The organism is Streptomyces sp. NPDC001858 (assembly GCF_053594615.1).
In genome coordinates, this window is sequence record NZ_JBSFEV010000010.1 from 227,853 (window position 1) to 248,955 (window position 21,103).

Consider the following 21,103-nt stretch of genomic DNA (forward strand, 5'->3'; position numbering starts at 1 on the left):
TTGATCCGGCACTCCGCATTCTCAGTCCTTACACATCCTTTACTCAGGGCGACTCAAAGGTTCCTCCCTAGTTTGTGGCAGCGCCCACAGCGGGCGCCAAGAACCTTCGAGGAACGGGATGTTTGGCATCTATCTCAAGCGCGAACTGGGCCGGCGCAAGAAGGCGGCCCTGGTCATCGCACTGGGTCTGGCGCTCGGAATCGCTCTGGTCATCACCGTGAACTCGGTGTCGGCCGGTATGACACAGGCTCAGGACAAGGTTCTGCAGTCGCTGTACGGGCTCGGCACCGACATGACCGTCACCAAGGCCCGCACGGCGCCCACGGACAACGCCTCCGCGGGCGGCGGCGGCAGATTCGAGTTCGACGCCAGGGGCGAGGACGACGAGGACACGGAGCAGAGCTCCGACCGGGTGATGACGCAGGGAGGTCAGGCCCTCGCGGCCACGCTGGTGACGAAGGTCGCCGGGCAGAAGGGCGTGTCGGCCGCGGTCGGCGCCCTCACCCTGAACGTCACCAAGGTCGACGGCTCCTTCACCCAGGGCAAGGCGGAGAGCACGACCGGCAACAGCGGCAGCGGTCAGGGCGGCGGCCCGGGCGGCGGCAACGGCGGCGGCTCCACCGCGGCGCCCCAGGTGCAGGGCGGCGGCGCCTCGTTCGACGTCAACTCGTACTCGGTGGCCGGCGTCGACGTCACCAACCAGGACCTCGGCCCGCTCGCGACCTCGAAGATCACCTCGGGGGTGACCTTCACCTCGGCGCAGACCGACGGCAAGGTCGCGGTCGTCAGCGCGGCGTACGCCAAGGAGAACTCGTACAAGGTCGGCTCGACGCTGAAGATCTCCAGCATCAGCTACAAGATCATCGGGATCGCCACGCCCGACAGCAGCGAGTCCACCACGGACGTCTACCTGCCGCTGAAGCAGGCGCAGACCCTCGCCGACGCGGCGAACCAGGTCACCACGATCTACGTCAAGGCGACCGACTCGAAGCAGATCGACACCGTCAAGGCGACGATCACGAAGAACATCTCCGGTACGACGGTCACCACCTCCGCCGACCTGGCCGAGACGGTCTCCGGCTCCCTGTCCACCGCCTCCAACCTGGCGACCAGCGTCGGCAAGTGGCTGTCGATCGCGGTGCTCGTCGCCGCGTTCCTGGTGGCCGCGCTGCTCACCTCCTCGGCCGTGTCCCGCCGGGTGCGTGAGTTCGGCACCCTCAAGGCGCTCGGCTGGCCGAGCCGCCGGGTCACCCGGCAGGTCGTCGGCGAGTCCATGGTCAACGGTCTGCTCGGCGGCGCCCTCGGCATCGGCATCGGCCTGGCGGCCGCGTACGCGGTCACCGCGATCAGCCCGAAGCTGACGGCGGAGCTCGGCAACACCGGCGGCGGTGGCGGCGGAGGCGGCATGGGCGGCGGCCCAGGCGGGGGCGGCGGTCCGGGCGGACAGTCCGCGTCGAACACGATGGAGATCGCCCTGTCGGCCCCCGTCTCCCTCACCACGATCGCGCTCGCGGTGGGCCTCGCGGTCGCCGGCGGTCTGATCGCCGGCGCGATGGGCGGCTGGCGCGCCTCCCGGATGCGCCCGGCGGACGCCCTGCGCAGCGTCTCCTGACCCGCCCTCACCCACCTCACGCCTGACGAAAAACCCGGAGCATCCATGTACAACCTCACCGGCGTCACCAAGCGCTATACGCGGGGCAAGGAGACGGTCGAGGCGCTGCGCGGCGTCGACCTCACGATCGCGGACGGCGACCAGCTCGTCATCCAGGGCCCCACCGGCGGCGGCAAGTCCACGCTGCTGCAGATGATCGGCGGCCTCGACCGGCCCACCGAGGGCAGCGTCGAGCTGGACGGCGTCGACCTCGCGCGCATCAGCGAGGCCAAGCTGACCCGGCTGCGCGCCGAAAAGATCGGCATCATCTTCCAGTCGTTCAACCTCATCCCGACGCTGACCGCACAGGAGAACGTCGAGACGGCGCTCGTCCCGCTCGGCGTGAAGGCGGCGGAGCGGCGCGAGCGGGCGGCGGAGGCGCTGCGCTCGGTCGGTCTCGGCGAGCGGCTGAAGCATGCGCCGTCCGAGCTGTCCGGCGGCCAGCAGCAGCGCGTCGCGATCGCCCGCGCGCTGGTCAAGAAGCCGAAGGTGCTGCTCGCGGACGAGCCCACCGGCAACCTCGACGAGGGCATGCGCGACGAGATCATGGCCCTGCTGGAAGGTCTGTGGCACGAGTACGGGCTGACGTTCATCATGGTCACCCACGACTCGTCGATCGCCCGCCGCTCCCCGCGCCTGGCCACGATCAAGGCCGGCCAGATCACGCTGACGGAACAGGCGGTCGCCCGCTCCTCCTGGTGAGCCGAGGGCGTCCGCGAAGGGCCGTGCACCGCCTGCCCCCGGCGGTGCGCGGCCCCTTTCGTCGTCGCCTGTCGCCTACGCCTGGCCGGTCTCGAAGCGGGAGATGCGGCCGTCGTCCTCGACCGTGAAGCTCCACCTGGTGCGCATCTCGCCCCAGGTGTCATTGCTGTACCGGGCGACCAGGGCGCGTCCGCCGCGGGACTCGTTGTCGACGTCCATGTGGCCGTGCGAGGAGAAGATCTCCCGGTCGATCCACTCGTCGAGGTCGCGGTCGGAGCCGTCGTCCGCCATGGTCGCGCCGGGCGCGAGGAGCGCCAGGAAGGCCTCGCGGTCATGGGCGTTGACGGCGGTGACGAAGGCCCGGACGGCCGGATCGCTGAGTTTGGCGGTCTGAATCGTCATGCTGGCCAGACTCACATCGCCGCCCGGGCCCCGCCACCCGAACGGCGTCCAGGACGGGCCGGTCGGGTGTGGACGGTGCGACGGTGGAGACCCGTGGGGGTGTGGTGCCGTGTTTCCGCCGTCTCTGCTCAGGGAGTCACCGTGACCTGTTACGACCGACGCGATGTCGGACTGCTGCTGCTCCGGCTGGGCACCGGCGGAGTGCTGGCGGCACACGGCACGCAGAAGCTGTTCGGCTGGTTCGGCGGGCCCGGCCTGGAGAACAGCGGCCAGTACATGGAGTCGATCGGCTACGAGCCCGGCAAGGCCAGTGCGACGGCGTCGGGGCTGGCGGAGGCCGGCGGAGGCCTGCTGCTGGCGCTGGGCCTGGCGACTCCGGCGGCGGGCGCGGCGGCGGCCGGCGCGATGGCCGGCGCGTCCTCGGTGCACGCCCCGAACGGGTTCTTCGCGGCCAGCGGCGGCTACGAGCACGCGGCCTCGCTGGGCCTGTCCGCCGCGGGCCTCGCGATCGCCGGCCCCGGCCGGCTCTCCCTCGACCACGCCCTCGGCCACCGGGTCGACCGCGGCTGGATGGTCCCGGCGGCGCTCGGCGTGACGGCGGCGGTCACGGCGGTGGTCGTGGGGCTGCGCAGCCGGCGGCTGCGCAGGCGGGAGGAGGGCGAACAGGAGGTGCTGTTCGACTAGCCGCCAGGCGCTAGGCGCTAGGCGCTCCGCTGGAGGTGCCGCGATCCGTCGTCGTTGCGCCGCGGCGCCGTCGTGGCCGGGCGCGCAGTTCCCCGCGCCCCTTCAGGGCGCTGCCGAACCGCCCGCTGGAGGTGCCGCGATCCGTCGTCGTTGCGCCGCGGCGCCGTCGTGGCTGGGCGCGCAGTTCCCCGCGCCCCTTCAGGGCGCTGCCGAACCGCCCGCTGGAGGCGCTGCGATGTGCCGTCGTTCTGCTGCGGCGCCGTCGTGGCTGGGCGCGCGGTTCCTCGCGCCCCTGAAGGGCGCTGCCGGACCGCCCGATGACTTCGCCCGATCCGCTCAGATCGGTGAGAAGTCGGTGGTGGCCGTCAGGAATGCGTCGTTCTCCTCGGGCGAGCCGATCGACAGGCGTACGCCGTCGTCCGCGTAGGGACGGACCGCCACGCCCGCCGGGGCGAGGTGTTCGGCGAGGGGGACGGAGCGGGCGCCGAGGGGCAGCCACAGGAAGTTGGCCTCGCTGACCGGGACCGTCCAGCCCCGGGCTGTCAGCATCGCGCGCACCCGGTCGCGTTCCTTCACCGTGTCCTCCACCCGGGCCAGCAGCTCGTCCTTCGCGCGCAGGGCGGCCACGGCCGCGGCCTGGGCGACGCCGTTCACGCTGAAGGGCAGGTAGGCCTTGCGGACGGCCGCGATCACCTCGGGGCGTCCGGCCGCGAAGCCGACGCGCAGGCCGGCCAGACCGTACGCCTTGGAGAGGGTGCGCAGGACGACGAGGTTCGGCCGTCCGGCGAGCAGGGTCAGGCCGTCGGGGGTGTCCGGGTCGCGCACGTACTCGCGGTAGGCCTCGTCGAGCACGACCAGGCAGTCGGCGGGGACGCGGTCGAGGAAGGCGTCCAGGGCGGCCCGTCCGACGACGGTGCCGGTCGGGTTGTTCGGGTTGCAGACGAAGACCAGTCGGGTGCGGTCGGTGAGGGCGTCGGCCATCGCGTCGAGGTCGTGGACGCCGTCCTTGAGCGGGACCTCCACGGCCGTCGCGCCGGTGAAGCCGGTCAGCAGCGGGTAGGCCTCGAAGGACCGCCGGGCGTACAGCACTTCGGCGCCGGGCTCCGCGACGGCCGCCAGCAGCATCTGGGTGACGGCGACCGAGCCGCAGCCGACGGCGATGCCGTCCTCGGGCAGGCCGAAGGCGCCGGATATCCCGGCGATCAGCTCGGCGCAGCTGTTGTCGGGGTAGCGGTTCACGGTCCTTGCCGCCTCGGCGATCGCCCGGACCACTGCGGGCAGCGGCTCGTCGGCGGACTCGTTGGCGGCGAGCGGGTAGGAGCGGCCGTCGGGCGAGCGTACGGGGCTGCTCGGCCGGTAGCCGGCGATCGCGTCGAGCACGGAGCGGAACACCGATGCTCCTTCCGGTGAGGGATTCAGGGGGTGGTCTCGATGCGGATGTCGTCGGTCGCCAGGCGCTCGCACAGGCGGACGGCCGTGTCGGTGTCGGCGGCCCGGACGGCGACGAAGCCGAGCCGGTCCCAGTTGTCGCGCAGCGGGCGGACGGTGTCCCCCGGGCGGACGGAGACCCGCGCGGTGAGGACCTCGGGGCGGGCCGCGACCTCGTCGACGCCCTTCACCTCCGTCACCGTGCCGGGGTCGCGCACCACGAAGCGGACGCAGGAGGCCGCCAACGGCTGCGGGTCGTCGGGGAGTTCGTCGACCATGCGTACCGGCCAGCCGACGCCCAGCGCGGCGAGGTCGATGCCGTAGGCAGCCCGGACCAGCTCGCCGATGTAGTCGCCGCCGACCCGGTTGTGGGACTCGATCACCACCGGGCCGCGGCTGCCGAGCCGGATCTCGGTGTGGCTCGGGCCGTCGGTGAGGCCCACGACCGTGAGGAACTCGGTCGCGGCGGCGACGATCTCGGCCCGGTCGCCGGGTGGGACGCGGGCCGGCAGGGCGTGGCCGAGTTCGGCGAAGTGCGTCTCGTCGACGAGTTTCTCGGTGACGGCGACGGCGACATGGCGGCCGGCGAAGCTGAACGCCTCGACGCTGAACTCGGGGCCGTCCGCGTAGGCCTCCATCAGGAACTCGGTGACCGTGAACAGCGTCGTGACGCGGTCGGTGCGGGTGCCGCGCAGGGCCTCCAACCGCTCCCAGACGACGGGCAGTTGGGCGGGGCCGTCGACCCGGACGAGGCCGAAGCCGGCGGTGGTGTCGGTCGGTTTGACGATGAACGGGTAGCCGACGCGATCGCCGAAGGCGTCGAGCGAGGCGCGGTCGCCGACCCGTTCGCTGGGGACGGTGAGCCGGCTGCCCCGGGCGGCGAGGTGCTCGCGCATCGTCCACTTGTCCCGCAGCCGCCTGCTGACCTCGTAGGAGGTGCCGGCGAAGCCGAACAGGTCGGTGAGGCGGGCGGCGGTGTCCAGACCGCCCTCGGTGAGGGAGACGACGGTGTCGAAGCCCCAGACCTCGCGGGCGGCCTCGGCCAGCGGGCGGACCGTGTCCCACTCGGTGTAGTCGAGCACGAGAAGGGCGTCCACCAGCCCGGTCTGGAAGGAGTTGATCTTCTCCGGGTGCTGGAACAGGACGAGGCGCAGGCCGAGTGCGGCGGCCCGCTCGATGTGGGTGTCCGTGCCGCCGATGAGCAGCATGGTGCGGTCCGCGGTCAACGGACGTCTCCTTCCGGGAGGCGGATGTCGTAGAAGCCCGGGCCGTCCAGCCAACGCACCGTCAGCGCGTCGCGGGCCACGGTGCTGGCGGTCTCGTGGAGCAGGTAGACGCGCAGCGGGAACGTCCAGTCGTCGACGGAGCGGGCGATCGCGGCGCCGGGGCGCACCCGGTACAGGACGTCGTGGAAGCTTTCCAGGGCGCGGAGTTCGGGCAGCTTCGGGTAGCCGGCGAGGGTGCCGGCGGCGGGCGAGACCATGTTGACGATGCGGGCGTGCCGGAGCACCTCGTAGGGGGTCGCGCAGCGGGCGAGGAACCGTTCGGGGTCGACGCAGGCGTCGACCGTCCAGTCGAGTTGGCTCTCGCCGAGGGCGGCCGCGGTGGGCACGTGCACGTCGGCACCGCAGACGCGGGCGCCGGTCTCGACCAGCCGGGGGCCGTGCGGGGTGAGTTTCAGCTCGGTGTGGGCGGGGCCGTTGCGGATGCCGAGGGCGTCGAGGACCCGGAGGGTGTGCTCGATCAGCGGGTCCTGTTCGGGGCCGCACGCCGGGAGCAGTTCGGCGCCGGCGGGCAGGTCCTGGACGCCGTTGGCGCCGAGGTGGTGCATCTTCCAGACGTCGCAGACGTGGTGACGGCCGTCCCGGCTGACGGTGTTCACGATGTACTCGCTGCCGACGAGGTACTCCTGGGCGAGCACGTCGTGGTTGCGCTGGCCGAGGGCGCTGTCGGTGCCGATCAGTGCGTGGTAGGCGGCGCGGACCTGGTCGGCGTCGTTGCAGAAGTGGACGCCGTCGCTGCCCGCGCTGCTGACCGGCTTGAGGACGGCTCGGCCGCCGCCGCTGCGGGCGTACCAGTCGAGGAGGGTGTCGAGGTCGCGGGCGAGGATCTGGTCGACGGCCGGGACGCCGGCCGCCCGGACCGTCTCGATCATCAGGTGCTTGTCCCGGCGGGCCCGGCTCAGCAGGGTGCCGTTGGCGGGCAGGCCGAGCTTCTCGCCGATCGCGTCGGCGAGCAGGACCGCGCGTTCCACGCCCGCGAGGAGGGCGACGGGGGCGTGCTCGGCGACGGCGGCGACGGTGTCGGAGACGTCCCCGCGGTGGACGAGGTGGGCGGTGAAGTCGGCCGGCCGGTAGCTCGCCGCGTACGCCTCGGGGATCTCGGGCGTGCTCTGCACATGGACGCAAGGGACGCCCCGGGCGCGGAACAGCGGGGCGAGACAGCGTGCGCTCGCGTATGCGTCGACGATGACGACCGTGCTCAAGACGGCCTCACCGGGTCGCCGAACCGCATCAGGTCGCGGTAGGTCTCGGCCCGGGTGTGCCGCATGGTGCGCAGCGTGGCGATCGCGCTCTCGGCGGAGTCGTGGTCCTGGACGATCGAGGAGTCGTCGCCGACCAGCGCGGCGGTGACGATGACGTGCCGCTCGATGTCGAGCAGGTCGGCCTCCAGCAGGGCGTCCCGGGCGCGGGCCAACTCGGAGTTTGCGGCGGCGAGTTCGGCGAAGGGTTCGGGGCAGGCCCGGACGAGGGCTCGCATCGCCTTGCGGTAGGCGCGGTGCTCGGGCTGGGTGCGGCCGGTGAGCGCGACCGGCACGGCGGGGGGCGCCATGGTGGGCCGGACCTCGGCGTCGTAGCAGGGCGCCGACATGTCGCCGGAGTGCATCATCGCGGCGGTGAACCCGCGTACGTACACGACGGCTTCGCGCAGTGCGGCGGTCGCGGCTGGGCGGTCGCCGTCGCGGTCGCCGTTCGAGAGGGCGGTGATCGCGCGGGAGACCGCGTCGGCCGCCGCGAGGTTGAGGACGAAGTAGAAGTGGTGGGTGACGATCCACCGGGTCAGCTCGTCCTTGCCCGGCACGTACGGCATCGCCCGCGCGCCCTGCTGCGGGGCGGGCGCGCCGTCGTCGGGGGCCAGGCCCTCCAGGAGGTGGCGCATGGCGCGGACCTCGGCGGCTCGGTCGTTCAGGTCGAGACGGGCTTCGCGCAGGTCGACGAGGGTCCGCGCGATGATCGTCGTCACCTCGGAGACGAGCCGGGCGTCGTCGATCGGCGCCGTCCGGACGCCGAAGTAGGCGTGGTTGGGGACGATCGGCGGGAGGGAGTCGACGGCCTTCAGCGGCGGGACGGCGGCCTCGACGGCGAGCCGGCCGCACTGGTCGACCGCTTCGTCCTGCGCGGCGGCGAGGGCTTCGCCCGCGCCCTTGGGGTGGAGCAGTGCGCCGTGCAGGCGCGTGAGCGCGGCGGTCGCCTCCTTCAGCGCGCTCTCCACGGCGGCGGGGGGACGGGTGCGGGCCCGGACGAGGTTGTTCTCGGGCAGCACCACGATCGGGATGTCGGGGCAGGCGGCAGACACGTGACTCACCTCGAAAGATGTCAGGGGCGATGGGTGGGGCGGCCGGCTCGGGCCGGGGTCAGGGCGCGGCGAATCCGCGGGCTTCCTTGAGGAACTGGCCGAGGTAGCCGTCGTGCGGCAGGTGGGGGTCGGTCCACCAGTCGCGGACGCGGCCGTGCAGGACGGTGCGGATGCCGGGCGTGTCCAGGGCCTCGCCGACGAGTTCGGCGTCGTCGGTGAGGAGGGTCAGCGCGAGTGAGTCGGCGAGCGGGGCCACTCCGTCGGACGGCCGCCAGGGCGCCACCCAGACGCAGGGGAAGGGCAGTTCGGTGCGCAGGCCGGGGTGGTCCCAGGCGTCCACGCACAGCACGGCGGGCCGCAGGGCGGCCGCGTGCTCGTCGAGGACGGCCAGCGGCTCGCCCGCGTGGTGGCGGGCGCTGAGGTCCCTCGCGCCCTGTGCGGCCCGGTCGAGGGTGTCGCGCAGGGCCCGCGCCTCCTTCAGGGGGCGGACCGGCAGGACCGCCGCGTCGTCGGTGACGGGGTGTGCGGGCAGCCGGGCCAGCCGTTCGGCCAGCGCCTCGGCGAGCGCCCTGGGGTCGCCGGAGGTGAGGACCGCGGTGGTGTTGGTGCAGCGCACGCCGCCGTCGGAGGCGATCTCCGTCACGAGGTGGTCCAGGGTCTCGTCGTCCACGGGGCCGTCCAGGAGGATCTTGCTGCGGCCGGGGCCGCGGACCAGGACGCGGTCGTTGCCGCGGTGGCGGGCCACGGTGGACTCGCTGCCGTAGACGAGGGCCAGGTCGGCCGCGCCGACCAGGGCGTCGGCGGTGTCGTGCGCGCCGGGCAGCAGGCTGATCCAGTCGGGATGCAGTCCGGCCGCGAGCAGCGCCTCGACCAGCCGCAGCGGGGTGAACGGGTCGCGGGCGCCGGGCCGTACGGCGACCCGGTAGCCCAGGGCGAGGGCCTGCAGCCATGCGCCGTGGGTGCCGGGGTGGTTGCTCGGCGCGACCACGCCGAGGACCCGGCCGCGGCGGGCCCAGCGGGCGGTGCGGCCGGTGCCGACGGGGGCCTGGCGGCCGACGACCTCGCCGAGCAGCGCGGCGTCGCCCCGCACCCGGGCGAGGGTGCGGCGGGCCACGCGGACGGGGACGCCGGAGGCGAGGGCCTGCGCCCGGCAGTACTCCTCGGGGCTCTGGCCGGCGAGGGTGGCCTCGGCGAACAGCCGCCCCGCCGCGGCGAGGACGGTCAGCCGCTCCTCGCGGGGCGTGCGGGGCGCCTCGCGCATGGCGCGGGCGGTGAGCCGGGTGACCAGGGCGGGGGCCTCGTGGACGGTGGCGAGCGGGGCGCCGTCCACGCCGTGCAGCACACGGGTGTCCCGCGAGGTGCGCCGCTCGCCGCCGCGCAGCACGGGTATCGAGGGCAGGGAGGTCGGGCAGGGGGACGACGGCATGTCAGACCAGCTCCTCGGGTGCGGGCCAGGACGCCCGTCCGGTGTGGTCCGCGTCCCGGGACGGCACGCGGAACTGGGTGCGCTCCTGCTCCGTGACGGGACGGCCCATCGCGTAGCGCAGTCCGGCGGTCTGGATCGCCCGCGGCGGGCAGCCCTCCAGGAACACGCCGGCCTCTCGGTGCTCGTACAGGGCGTTGCCGACCAGGACGACCGTGCCGCGCAGCTCGGGCAGCCGGGCCACGGGTCCGGAGACGATCGTCAACTCGCCCGGGTGGTGCATGAGTTCGTCGTGCAGCAGGTTCATGGCGGCGGCCAGCCAGCGGCGGCAGTCGTCGCAGGCGGTGTCGGCGTGCACATGGATGCCCTCGCGCGGGGGCGTCAGGTCGACGGGGGCGCGCCGGAGCGTGAACGCGACGTCCTCGACCCGGGCTCCCCTGACCTCGACGCCGTCGAGGTCGGCCGGGCCCATGCCGCGCCGGTGGGAGTCCCGGAGGTAGGCCAGTTCCCAGGGCTCGACGCCGGCGACGGCGGCCATCGTGACGTCGAGGGCGACGGCGTTGCGCGAGGCCGCGACCAGACCGACCTCGCGGACCTCGCCCGCCATCGGGTAGTTGCCCTCGATGACGGTGAGGGCGTCACAGACCACGAGGTGTTGCGGGCGCAGCAGGTTGAGGTCGACGAGGGCCTCCTCGACCCCGGCCATGTGCACGATGCGCGTGGTGAAGCCGGGGAGCAGGCCGACCAGGTTCTTCATGGCGTTGGTGAGGACCACGCTGGAGTGGGTGCGCAGTTGGGGGGCGCCGATGAAGTAGTCGCAGTCCACGACGAGGTCGGGGACGGCGATCGGCACGCGCAGCGAGGTGGCGCCCGGTATCTGCACGATGCGCAGCGGCCGGTCGTCGAAGCTGACGATCTGCGCGTAGCGGTGGAGGGGATGGCCGTCGAGGATCTCCTTGAGCACGTGGGTGCGTTCGGCGACGAAGACCTCGGCGCCGCGCGCGGACGCCCTGCGGGCCAGCGCGAGCAGCAGCTCGGGGCTGGTGCGGAAGCCCGGTTTGCGCTGGAACATGTTGGGCTTGACGACGACGCGGTCGCCCTTGCCGACGTCCCGCAGCGGGTCGCCGAGCAGGTCCAGCACTTCTTCCACCGCGCTGTCGACCGCCGCGGCGGCAGCGGCAGCAGTAGCAGTAGCAGTAGCGGCAGCAGTGGCGGGGCCGACTGCGGTCGGATCGACGGCGGCCGGACCGACTGCGGCGAGGGCGACGGGCGTGGGGCCGGCTTCCCCGGCGACCGGCAGGGCTCTCATGACAACAACTCCTCCACCAGGACCCCCATCTGACGCTCCGTCCGATGGGGGTCCTGGAACCGTCGGACGGGAGATCAGACCGGCCAGCCCTCGAAGACGACGGCGCGGACGGGGGCGGCCTCGACGCCGGTGATCTTGATCGGCAGGGCCATCAGCTGGACGACCGGGCGGGAGATCCGGTCCAGGTTCTGGATGTTCTCCAGCAGCGGGATGCCGGCGCCCAGCAGGCGCAGATGGACCTGGCCGCTGCGGTCGTCGGGGCGTTCGGTGATGCAGTCCATGCCGACGAGACGGGCGCCGTTGTCCACCATCCACTCGGCGGCGGACAGCGTGAGGTAGGGCGGCTTGTCCCAGTAGTCGTCGCGGCCCAGATAGCGGTTGGGGTGGTCGGTGCGCACCAGCAGCCGGTCGCCGGGCCGCCAGACGTCGCGCAGCGCCTTCTCGAGGTCCTCGCCCGTCACCGGGTCGAGGTCGCGCTTGTCGGAGAGGTCGGCGACGCAGGCGCGGCCCACGAACGTCTCCAGCGGGACCTCGTCGATCTTCTCGCGGTCCGCGTAGAAGTGGTAGCCCGACTCCACATGCGAACCGTTGTGCGGGAATATCCGGAGATCCGAGAAGGTCCGGCCCACGCCGGCCGGGTCGGTTTCCGGAGACATGGCCTTCCGGATTCCGAAGTCCGGATACCAGGGGGCGTCATAGGAGGGCATGCCCTCGTGCCAACCCTGGCTGATATCAATCATCTTCACGATCTGCTCCATTGCTCGACCGGCGGGACGCTCACCGCTGGGCGGAGGCGGCTCGGTCATCAGAGCATCGGCGGTCGGTGCGCGGCAATGAAAGTCGATGATCTTGTCATTATCCTGCCACTCACGTGCTTCCCTCCTCCGATCATGGCTAGCCTTCCGGCGAAGGTCGTTTCAGTGGACGAGTCCGCACCAGCACATCGGCGGGCCATGCAACGGAAACCGCTCGCATTCGAGGAGCGGACCGGTGGAATTTCCCGCACGACAGCCCACCTGGAAGGTGCTACATGATCGTGGCAATGCGTCCGCGGGCCACCCGCGAACAGCTGGAAGTCGTCATCGACATTATCCGGGACCACGGTCCGGACCCGGTGACCACCACGACGGCGGATACCACGATCCTCATCACCGAGGAAAGCGGCACACCGGAACTCGCGGCGGCCGTCGAGAATTCACCCGGCGTCGACCGGGTGGTCATCGTCCCCGGCGCGCAGCGCCTCACGAGTCGGGTGTTCCGCGAGGAGGACACCCTGGTGAAGGTCGGGCCGGCCGGCGAAGCCGTGTTCGGCGGGCCGGAGTTCGTGGTGATCGCCGGCCCCTGCGCGGTCGAGGGCGAGAAGCAGATGGACGCCGTGGCGGACGCGGTGGTGGCGGCCGGCGCGGTCGTGCTGCGCGGCGGCGCGTTCAAGCCCCGGACCTCGCCGTACAGCTTCCAGGGGCTGGGCGTCGCCGGCCTGGCGCTGCTCGCCGAACAGCGTCGGCGCACCGGGCTGCCGGTGGTCACGGAGGTCGTCACCCCGGGCGATGTGGAGGTGGTCGCCGAGGAGAGCGACATGCTCCAGATCGGCACGCGGAACATGCAGAACTTCGATCTGCTGCGCGCGGCCGGGGAATCCGGGCGGCCGGTGCTGCTCAAGCGGGGAATGTCCGCCACGGTCGAGGAATGGCTGCTCGCGGCCGAATACATCATGCACATGGGAAACAGCGACATCGTGCTGTGCGAGCGCGGAATTCGCAGTTATGACCGGAGCACTCGATTCACGCTGGATCTGGGCGCGGTGGCCGTGGCGAAAAGGCTCACGCATTTGCCGGTCATAGTCGACCCGAGCCACAGCACCGGACATCCGCACCTCGTCGGACCGATGTCCCTGGCCGCGGCTTCCTGCGGCGCCGACGGTCTGATCATCGATGTGCACACCGACGCCGAGAACGCGAAATGCGACGGCGCACAGGCGCTCGACGAGGAGCAGTTCACCACCCTCATGCGCCGGTTGAAGCCGGTCGTGGAGGCCGTGGAACGGACGCTTTCGACACCGCGTTCGCATTCTCATTCCCTGGCCGAGGTCTGAACCGAGCAACCGCCCACGGCCGAACCGCCCCTTTCTGGAGAGAACATGGCGCACTCCGCAGCCGATCACCCGTTCACCACCGACCTCACTTCCGGTCTCGACTCCGGCCGCGTCTTCGGTCTCGACTCCGGTCTCGTCTCCGAAGCGGAATTCGTTCCCGCGGCGATGCGCTGGCATTTCTCCCCGGCCACCGGCTCCCCTTACTGGCTGAAGCGGGCCGCGGAGCTGGACTTCGATCCGCTGACCGACGTGAACACCTGGGCGGACCTCGCCCGCTTCCCGGACGTCAGCGAGGAATGGCGGGACATACCCGTGGACGCCCTCGTCCCGGCCGGTGCGAGCCGGAACCAGGACGCCTGGGACTTCCAGGTGTTCGACAGCGGCGGCACCACCGGACGGCCCAAGCGCATCGTGGAGTCGACGTCCCGGCGCGGCGGGGTGCGCTGGGTGAGCGAGGTCCTCGCCGCGCACGGGGTGCCCGGCGAGGGCGAGGGGCAGTGGCTGCACCTCGGCCCGACCGGCCCGCACATCGTGGGCCGCTCGGTCGGCCTGCTGGCCCAACTGCGGCGCACCTTCTGCCACTTCATCGACTTCGACCCGCGCTGGGTCAAGGCCTGTGTGAAGCAGGGGCGCGGGGAGGAGGCGGGCCGCTATGTGCAGCACATCCTGGCGCAGGCGCGGGACGTGCTGGCGACCCAGCCGGTGTCGGTGCTGTTCGCGACCCCGCCGGTGCTGGAGGCCGTGGCCGCCGACGAACGGCTGCTGGACCTCGTGCGGCGCAAGGTGCGCGGGATCGTCTGGGCGGGCACCAGCGTCAGCCCCGAGACCCTGCGCGTCCTCGAGGAGGAGGTGTTCCCGCAGGCCGCCCTGGTCGGGCTGTACGGGAACACGATGATGGGCATCGCCCCGCAGCGCCCGAGGAGCGCCCGGCGGCGGACCGACGGCGAACAGGACGCCCACCCCTGCGTGTTCGTGCCGTACCACCCCTTCAGCCGGGTGCAGGTCGTCGACCCCGAGGACGGCGTGACGCCGGTCGGGTACGGCGAGCGCGGCCAGGCCCGGGTCAGCCTGGTCTCCCGGGACCTGCTGCTGCCGTGGACGCTGGAGCGCGACTCCGTGATCCGCGTCGAGCCGACGTCGGCGTACCCGCAGGACGGACTGGCCGAGGTGCGGCCGCTCGTCGCCCAGGGCGGCCCGGCCGCGGTGGAAGGGGTGTACTGAGCATGCCGTCGATCTCCGCGCCCACGGTGCCGGTCCCGGTCCCGGTCGAGCGGCTCGGCCGCGCCGACCTCGGCAGCCTGGTCGCCACCTGCGCACGGGCGCTCGCCGAGGCCCGCCGGCTGCACCGTCCGGTCCTGGCCAGCTGGGCCAGGCCGCTGGAGCTCGCCGACCCCGTCGCGGTCTGGAGCCGGGCCCGGCGCAGCACGCAGCGCTCGTTCCTGTGGCAGTCGCCGTGGGACGGCGGCTCGGTCCTCGCGCTGGGGTCCGCCCGCGATCTGCGCGGTCGCGGCGAGCGCCGTATCGCCTCGGTCCGGGCGGGCTGGCTCGGCCTCGTCCGCGATCTGGTCACCGGCGGCGTCGCCGTGCCCGGACTCCCGTCCGGCGCCGGTCCGCTGGCGATCGGCGGCTTCTCCTTCCGGCCCGAGAGCCCTTACGAGATGGGGCGGCTGCCCGACGCGCTGATGTGGGTGCCCGCGCTGCAGATCCGCAGCGCGGTCCCCGCCGCCGGCGCCGAGCACCGGCCCGTCGCGGCCGAACTCCGCCTGAACGCGGTGCTGTTGCACGACAGCGACCCCGAGCAGGTGGCGGGCGGCCTGCTGCACCTCGCCGACCTGTGCCTGGCCCCGGAGCCGGACGCCCGCAGCCCGCACGAGACCTCTCTGCGCACCTGCGACACCACAGAACTGCCCTCCGCCGACGACTGGAAGCGGCTGGTCCGCCGGGCCACCGACCGGATGCAGGCGGGCGAGTTCGAGAAGGTCGTGCTCGCCCGTGAGGTACGGGTCGCCGCCTCCGCCCCCTTCGACGTGCCGGCCGCGGTGGACCGGCTGCGCGGCGCGAACCCCGGCACGACGCTCTTCGCGGTCGACCACGAGGAGTACACCTTCCTCGGCGCGACGCCCGAGTACCTCGTCCGGGTCGCCGACCGCACGGTCCAAGCGCTGGGCCTGGCCGGCACGGTTCCTCGCGGGACGACTCCGGAGCAGGACGCGGTCCTGGAACGCGAGTTGGTCGACAGCGCCAAGATCCGGCACGAGCACGACGTCGTCGTCCGGATGCTCCGCGCCGCGCTGGGCGCGTCCTGCGCCGACGTCACGGCCGAGACCCCGCCCCGCGTGGTCAGGCTCGCCAACGTCCAGCATCTGTCGACGAAGGTCCGCGGCGAGCTGGCCCGGGACTCGACGGCGGGCATCCTCGACTTCGTCGAGCGGCTTCATCCGACGCCGGCCCTCGGCGGCCATCCCCGCGAGGAGGCGCTGCGCTGGCTCGCCGACCACGAGGGCCTCGACCGCAGCTGGTACGCGGGCGTGGTCGGCTGGGCCGACACCGCCGGCCAGGGCCAGTTCGCGGTCGCCATCCGCTCCGCCCTGCTCGACGGTCCCTCCGCCTCCCTCTACGCGGGCTGCGGCCTGGTCGCCGACTCCGACCCCGAGGCCGAGTACGCGGAGACCTGCGCGAAGTTGCGCCCCATGATGTCCGCCCTCGGAATCGAGTGACCCCGATGCCACCGACCTCCACCACATCAGCACCCACGGCCGGCCCGACGCCCCGGCACGAGGGGCTCGCCCCCGGCGGGGTGCTTCCCCCGGGCGAGGTGCCCGCCCCCAGCGAGGTGCCCGCCCCGGGCCAGGAGCTCTTCCCACCGCGCTCCGTTGAACGTGCCGCAATGGGCCGTCGTTCGGCTGCGGCGCCGTCGTGGCCGGTCGCGCAGTTCCCCGCGCCCCTTCAGGGCGCTGCCGCACCGCCGCCGACTTCGCCCCACCCGCCTAGCGTGGAACCTGCCCCCGGCGAGGAGCCCGCCCCAGGCCAGGAGCTCTTCGCTGCACGCTCCGCTGGAAGTGCCGCGATGTGCCGTCGTCCGGATGCGGCGCCGTCGTGGCCGGTCGCGCAGTTCCCCGCGCCCCCTCAGGGCGCTGCCGAACCGCAGGCGAGTTCGCCCGACCCGCTTGGCGGGGGTGGCGGGCTTGGGGCTCGGCTTGAGGTGTTGCGGGGGCGGCTTGTCGAGTTGGGGTCGGTTGTCGTGGCGTTTTCCGGTGGGGTGGACTCCTCGTTGCTGCTGTCCGCGGCAGTGCGGGCGCTCGGGCCTGGGCGGGTGCTCGCCGCCACGGGCGACTCCGCGAGCCTGTCGCAGCGGGAGCGGAGCGCCGTCCGCGACATCACACGGCAGCTCGGCGCGGAGCACGTCTTCGTGGCCACCCACGAGCTGGAGAGCGCCGGGTATCGCGAGAACTCCCGGGCCCGCTGCTGGTTCTGCAAGGACGAACTGGTCCGGCGGCTGCTGGCGCTGGCCGCCGCGCGCGGCCTCGCCCATGTCGCGACCGGCACCAACGCCGACGACCTGGCCGACCGGTTCCGGCCCGGCATCCAGGCCGCCGCCGGCCACGGCGCCGTCACCCCGCTGGCCGACGCCGGCCTGACCAAGTCCCAGGTCCGGGCGGCCGGCCGGGCCTGGTCCCTGCCGACCTGGGACAAACCCGCCTCGCCCTGTCTGTCCAGCCGGGTCGCCTACGGCCTGACCATCACCCGGGAGCGCCTGGCCCGGGTCGACGCCGCCGAGCAGGCACTGCGCGAGGCGCTGCGCCGCACCGGGATCGACAGCTACGACCTGCGCGTGCGCGACCTCGGCGACAGCGCGCTGATCCATGTCGACCGGTCGGCCGTCCCCGAGGTCGCGGCCTGCCCGGAGGCCCTGGACGCGGTCCGGCGGACCGGGTTCGCCTCCGTCGAGGTGGACCCGCGCGGATTCCGCTCGGGCTCCCTGAATGAAACCCACGACAACGACACCAACGGACCCGGGGAGCTGCCCAGCCATGGATCGTGACGAAGTCCGCGCCCTGTTGCAGCGCGTGTCCGCGGGCACGGAGACCGCCGAGGAGGCCCTGCGCACCCTCGTGCGGGGCCCGCTCGCGGACGGCGCCGGCGGAAGCGGCGTCAAGGATCTCGGGTTCGCCCGTCTGGACACGCACCGCGCCCTGCGCACGGGCGACCCCGAAGTGGTCTACGGGGCCGGGAAGACGGCCGGGCAGACGGTCGCCCTGCTGACCGAGCTGGCCCGGCAGCCGGGCGACCGTTCCGTCCTGGCGACCCGGCTGCCCGACGCCTCCCTGGACGCGGTCGCCGCCGCGTTCCCGGCCGCGCGCGTCGACCGGGAGGCCCGGTGCGCCGCCGTGGGCGGCGAGACACCGGAGCGCGAGGGCCGCGTGCTGGTCGTCTCGGCGGGCACGTCGGACGAGCCGGTGGCCCGGGAAGCGGCCTTCGTGGCAGCCGAGTTCGGCTGTGCGACGGCCGTCGTGCGGGACGTCGGCGTGGCCGGCCTGCACCGACTCCTCGCCGTACGGGACGAACTCGACGACGCGGACTGCCTGATCGTCGTCGCCGGCATGGACGGCGCGCTGCCGAGCGTGGTGGCCGGGCTGGTCGGCAGCCCCGTGCTCGCGGTGCCGACCAGCGTCGGCTACGGCGCTTCCTTCGGCGGCGTCGCACCCCTGCTCACCATGCTCAACTCCTGCGGTCCCGGCGTGCTGGTGTGCAACATCGACAACGGCTTCGGCGCGGCGGTCGCGGCGGCGCGGATCACCCGCCGCGACCGCCGCGCGAGGCGAACGGCATGCGCGGACTCCGGTCTGCCGGTCGGGGCGGCTACATGAGCGCGCCGACGCACGCCTGGTTCGACTGTTCGGCGGGCGCCGCCGGGGACATGCTCCTGGGCGCGCTGCTCGACGCCGGAGCGTCGCTGACGGTGGTCCGCGACGCCGTCGAGGCCGTCGCGCCCGGCAGTGTCCGGCTCCGGGTGGAGCGCGTCCGCCGCTGCGGCCTCGCGGCCACGAAGGCGCACGTCGACACCGTCGCGGACCCACCGCACCGCACCTGGCGGTCGATCCGCGCGCTGCTGGCGCAGGCCTCGCTCCCCGCACCCGTACGGGACCGGGCGCAGTCCGTCTTCGCGTCGCTCGCGCGGGCCGAGGCCGCGGTGCACGGGGTGGCCGCCGAGGAGGTCCACTTCCACGAGGTGGGCGCGCTCGACGCGATAGCCGACGTCGTCGGCGTGTGCGCGGCTTTCCACGACCTGGGCGTCGCCACGGCGACGGCGACCCCGCTCGTGCTGGGCAACGGCCGCACCCGGGCCGCGCACGGCGAACTGTCGGTGCCCGCCCCGGCCGTACTGCGGCTGCTGGCCGACCACGGCGCACCGGCCGAATCCGGCCAATTCCCCTACGAGATGTGCACCCCGACCGGCGCGGCGCTCGTCCTCTCGCTCTGCTCGGCCTGGGGCGGAATGCCCCGGCTGCACGTACGCGGCACCGGGGTCGGGGCCGGCACCCGCGACCTTCCCGACGTGGCGAACGTGGTGCGGGTGGTCCTGGGCACCGTCCCGCAGGAATCGCCGGCCGAGGCGGAGCCGCCGACCGAGGCCGTGGTCGTCGAGGCGAACGTCGACGACCTCGACCCACGGCTCTGGCCCCAGGTCCTGGCCCGCTTGCTGGCGCTGGGGGCGTCCGACGCCTGGCTCACTCCCATCCTGATGAAGAAGGGACGGCCCGCCCACACGCTCTCCGTCCTGTGCGCACCGGCGTCCCTCCCGGCCGTACGGGAGTCGATGGTCCGCGAGACGTCCACCATCGGCACCCGCGAACACCCGGTGAGCAAGCGCGAGTTGGCGCGCGAGACGAGGAAGGCCGACGTGGACGGCGTCCCGGTCCGGGTCAAGATCGCCCGGCTGCGGGGGCACGTCGTCAACGTCCAGCCGGAGTACGAGGACGTGGCCGACGCGGCGCGGCAGCTCGGCGTCCCGCTGAAGACGGCGCTGGCGCGGTCGATCGCCGCGGCCGAGGGCCTGACGCAGGACGAGGACCTGTCCGAGCGCTGCGCGGAGGACGACAAGAGGGCGGCCGGCCGATGAGGCATGTGATCGTGGTCGGCGGCGGGCTCGCGGGCCTGAGCGCCGTGGAGGCGCTGCGGGCCCAGGGGTACGAGGGCGAGCTGACCCTGCTCGGGGCCGAGCCCCACGAGCCGTACGACCGGCCGCCGTTGACGAAAGAGGTCCTCGCGGGCGACGCCGACGACCCGACCCTGCCCGCCGACTGGGCCCGGCTCGGCTGCCGGCTGCGGCTCGGGATGCGGGCCGAGGGGCTGCGGCTGCACGACAGCCGGCCCGGCGGCGTCGTCCGGACGGCGACCGGCGCCCTGGAGTTCGACGCGCTGGTGATCGCGACGGGGGCGACGCCGGTCCGGTTGCCCGGCGAGGGCCCGCAGCACGTCGTCCGCAGCCTGGACGACGCGCGGGTGGTCCGGGCCGCGCTGCACGAGGGCGCGCGGGTCGTGGTCGTCGGGGCCGGCTGGATCGGCGCCGAGGTGGCGACCGTGGCGGCCGCGAAGGGCTGCCGGGTGACGGTGCTGGAGTCCGCGGACACCCCGCTCGCCGAGGTGGTCGGCCCGGAGATCGGCGCGCTGACGGCCGCCTGGTACGCGGAGGCGGGCGTCGAGCTGCACTGCGGCGTGCGGGTCGCGTCGGTGGACCACGGCGGAGTGACGCTGGCCGACGGCCGGTTCGTGCCGGCCGACACGGTCGTCGTCGGGGTCGGCGTCCGGCCGGAGATCGGCTGGCTGGCCGGGTCCGGGCTGGCCGTGGAACGCGGGGTGGTCGTCGACGGCTCGATGCGGACGGCCCGGCCCGAGGTGGTGGCGGTGGGCGACTGCGCGGCCTGGTGGTCGCACCGCTACGGGCGTCGGCTGCTGGTCGAGCACTGGGACTCGGCGCTCAACGCCCCCAAGGTGGCGGCCGCCGCACTGCTCGGCGGGGACGCCGTCTACGACCCGGCGCCGTACTTCTGGTCGCAGCAGTTCGGACGGACGGTGCAGTACGCGGGTCATCACTCGGCGCCGGACCGGATGGTGTTCCGCTCCTCCGCCGACGGCGCCGGCTGGACGGCCCTCTGGCTGGACGGGGACCGGCTGGAGGCCATCCTGACCGTCGACCGCCCCCGCGACATGGTCCAGGGCCGCCGCCTGATCGCCGACAGCGCCCCCCTCGACGCCACCCTGCTCCCCAACCCGAACGTCCCACTCCGCAACACCACCCAGCCCCCCAACCCCCACAACACCCCGTCCTATGGCGTCCCCCACCCATGACCAACCGCCAGCAGCTCCGTAACACGGCCCGCAGCGCGCAGCCTCAGCCACCCGGCGCGCAGACCGCAGCCTCCACCGCACGGCTTGCAGCCCACAGCCTCCGGCGCCCAGCCCGAAGCCCCAGCCTCCGCAACACGGCTCGCAGGCCGCAGCCTCGGCCACCCGGCCCGCAGTCCACAGCCTCCACCGCCCAGCCCGAAGCCCCAGCCTCCACCGCACGCCCCGCAGGCCGCAGCCTCCGCCGCACGGCTTGCAGCCAGCCTCCGGTGCCCGGCCCGAAGCCCCAGCCTCCGCAACACGGCTCGCAGGCCGCAGCCTCGGCCACCCAGCCCGCAGTCCCCAGCCTCCACCGCCCAGCCCGAAGCCCCAGCCTCCACCGCACGCCCCGCAGGCCGCAGCCTCCGCCGCACGGCCCGAAGTGCCCGCCACCGACGCTCAGCCCGCAGCCTCGTCCACACGACCCGCCACCCAAAGCCTCAACCGCAC

General features: G+C 73.5%; 18 protein-coding genes. 10 read left to right on the forward strand and 8 right to left on the reverse strand.

Annotated features, from left to right (window positions below; translation table 11 throughout):
- The first annotated feature begins 118 nt into the window (after positions 1-118).
- A complete protein-coding gene (locus ACWCPF_RS17600; RefSeq protein WP_451045912.1) occupies positions 119-1,612 on the forward strand; it encodes an ABC transporter permease in 1,494 nt (497 codons plus the stop codon).
- A gap of 45 nt (positions 1,613-1,657) precedes the next feature.
- Entirely contained in the window at positions 1,658-2,353 is a 696-nt protein-coding gene (locus ACWCPF_RS17605) for an ABC transporter ATP-binding protein (RefSeq protein ID WP_451045913.1), read from the forward strand.
- Positions 2,354-2,428: 75 nt separating this feature from the next.
- Here the strand turns inward: ACWCPF_RS17605 and ACWCPF_RS17610 are convergent, their stop codons facing one another.
- On the reverse strand, positions 2,429-2,755 hold the full coding sequence (locus ACWCPF_RS17610; protein ID WP_451045914.1) for a nuclear transport factor 2 family protein: 327 nt from the start codon (positions 2,753-2,755) through the stop codon (positions 2,429-2,431).
- A 141-nt stretch (positions 2,756-2,896) separates the two neighbouring features.
- Between ACWCPF_RS17610 and ACWCPF_RS17615 the strand changes: the two genes are divergently transcribed.
- Complete coding sequence (locus ACWCPF_RS17615) at positions 2,897-3,439, forward strand: DoxX family membrane protein (protein WP_451045915.1); 543 nt, start codon at positions 2,897-2,899, stop codon at positions 3,437-3,439.
- Positions 3,440-3,775: 336 nt separating this feature from the next.
- On the opposite strand, the gene hisC is transcribed toward ACWCPF_RS17615, so the two are convergent.
- The 7 genes from hisC to ACWCPF_RS17650 all read right to left on the reverse strand — a co-directional run bounded on the left by hisC (position 3,776) and on the right by ACWCPF_RS17650 (position 11,915).
- The gene (hisC, locus tag ACWCPF_RS17620) at positions 3,776-4,858 is read right to left on the reverse strand and encodes a histidinol-phosphate transaminase (RefSeq protein ID WP_451045981.1); all 1,083 of its coding nucleotides are present in this window, start codon (positions 4,856-4,858) and stop codon (positions 3,776-3,778) included.
- Positions 4,855-6,093, reverse strand: coding sequence for an ATP-grasp domain-containing protein (locus tag ACWCPF_RS17625; RefSeq protein WP_451045916.1), 1,239 nt, complete (start codon positions 6,091-6,093; stop codon positions 4,855-4,857). Before ACWCPF_RS17625 ends, hisC begins: the two co-directional genes overlap by 4 nt.
- Positions 6,090-7,352 (reverse strand): ATP-grasp domain-containing protein, encoded by a 1,263-nt coding sequence (locus ACWCPF_RS17630; protein ID WP_451045917.1) that lies wholly within the window; start codon positions 7,350-7,352, stop codon positions 6,090-6,092. The genes ACWCPF_RS17625 and ACWCPF_RS17630 overlap by 4 nt, the downstream gene beginning before the upstream one ends.
- Positions 7,349-8,443, reverse strand: a complete 1,095-nt coding sequence (locus ACWCPF_RS17635; protein WP_451045918.1) for a hypothetical protein — start codon at positions 8,441-8,443, stop codon at positions 7,349-7,351. The genes ACWCPF_RS17630 and ACWCPF_RS17635 overlap by 4 nt, the downstream gene beginning before the upstream one ends.
- A 58-nt stretch (positions 8,444-8,501) precedes the next feature.
- Entirely contained in the window at positions 8,502-9,869 is a 1,368-nt protein-coding gene (locus ACWCPF_RS17640) for an aldehyde dehydrogenase family protein (RefSeq protein WP_451045919.1), read from the reverse strand.
- Between the two features lies 1 nt (position 9,870).
- On the reverse strand, positions 9,871-11,175 hold the full coding sequence (locus ACWCPF_RS17645; protein ID WP_451045920.1) for a DUF362 domain-containing protein: 1,305 nt from the start codon (positions 11,173-11,175) through the stop codon (positions 9,871-9,873).
- A 74-nt stretch (positions 11,176-11,249) separates the two neighbouring features.
- Positions 11,250-11,915, reverse strand: a complete 666-nt coding sequence (locus ACWCPF_RS17650) for a cyclase family protein (RefSeq protein ID WP_451045982.1) — start codon at positions 11,913-11,915, stop codon at positions 11,250-11,252.
- A gap of 290 nt (positions 11,916-12,205) precedes the next feature.
- Between ACWCPF_RS17650 and aroF the strand changes: the two genes are divergently transcribed.
- From aroF to ACWCPF_RS17685, 7 genes are all read left to right on the forward strand, one after another.
- Positions 12,206-13,267, forward strand: coding sequence for a 3-deoxy-7-phosphoheptulonate synthase (gene aroF, locus ACWCPF_RS17655; protein ID WP_451045921.1), 1,062 nt, complete (start codon positions 12,206-12,208; stop codon positions 13,265-13,267).
- A 45-nt stretch (positions 13,268-13,312) separates the two neighbouring features.
- Positions 13,313-14,488 (forward strand): phenazine biosynthesis protein, encoded by a 1,176-nt coding sequence (locus ACWCPF_RS17660; RefSeq protein WP_451045922.1) that lies wholly within the window; start codon positions 13,313-13,315, stop codon positions 14,486-14,488.
- Positions 14,489-14,490: 2 nt separating this feature from the next.
- Positions 14,491-15,984, forward strand: coding sequence for an isochorismate synthase (locus ACWCPF_RS17665; RefSeq protein ID WP_451045923.1), 1,494 nt, complete (start codon positions 14,491-14,493; stop codon positions 15,982-15,984).
- 485 nt (positions 15,985-16,469) lie between these two features.
- Positions 16,470-17,309 (forward strand): ATP-dependent sacrificial sulfur transferase LarE, encoded by an 840-nt coding sequence (gene larE / locus ACWCPF_RS17670; RefSeq protein ID WP_451045924.1) that lies wholly within the window; start codon positions 16,470-16,472, stop codon positions 17,307-17,309.
- Positions 17,299-18,135 (forward strand): nickel pincer cofactor biosynthesis protein LarB, encoded by an 837-nt coding sequence (gene larB / locus ACWCPF_RS17675; RefSeq protein WP_451045925.1) that lies wholly within the window; start codon positions 17,299-17,301, stop codon positions 18,133-18,135. Before larE ends, larB begins: the two co-directional genes overlap by 11 nt.
- Entirely contained in the window at positions 18,132-19,388 is a 1,257-nt protein-coding gene (larC, locus tag ACWCPF_RS17680) for a nickel pincer cofactor biosynthesis protein LarC (RefSeq protein WP_451045926.1), read from the forward strand. Before larB ends, larC begins: the two co-directional genes overlap by 4 nt.
- Positions 19,385-20,617, forward strand: coding sequence for an NAD(P)/FAD-dependent oxidoreductase (locus ACWCPF_RS17685; protein WP_451045927.1), 1,233 nt, complete (start codon positions 19,385-19,387; stop codon positions 20,615-20,617). Before larC ends, ACWCPF_RS17685 begins: the two co-directional genes overlap by 4 nt.
- The last annotated feature ends 486 nt before the right edge of the window (positions 20,618-21,103 follow it).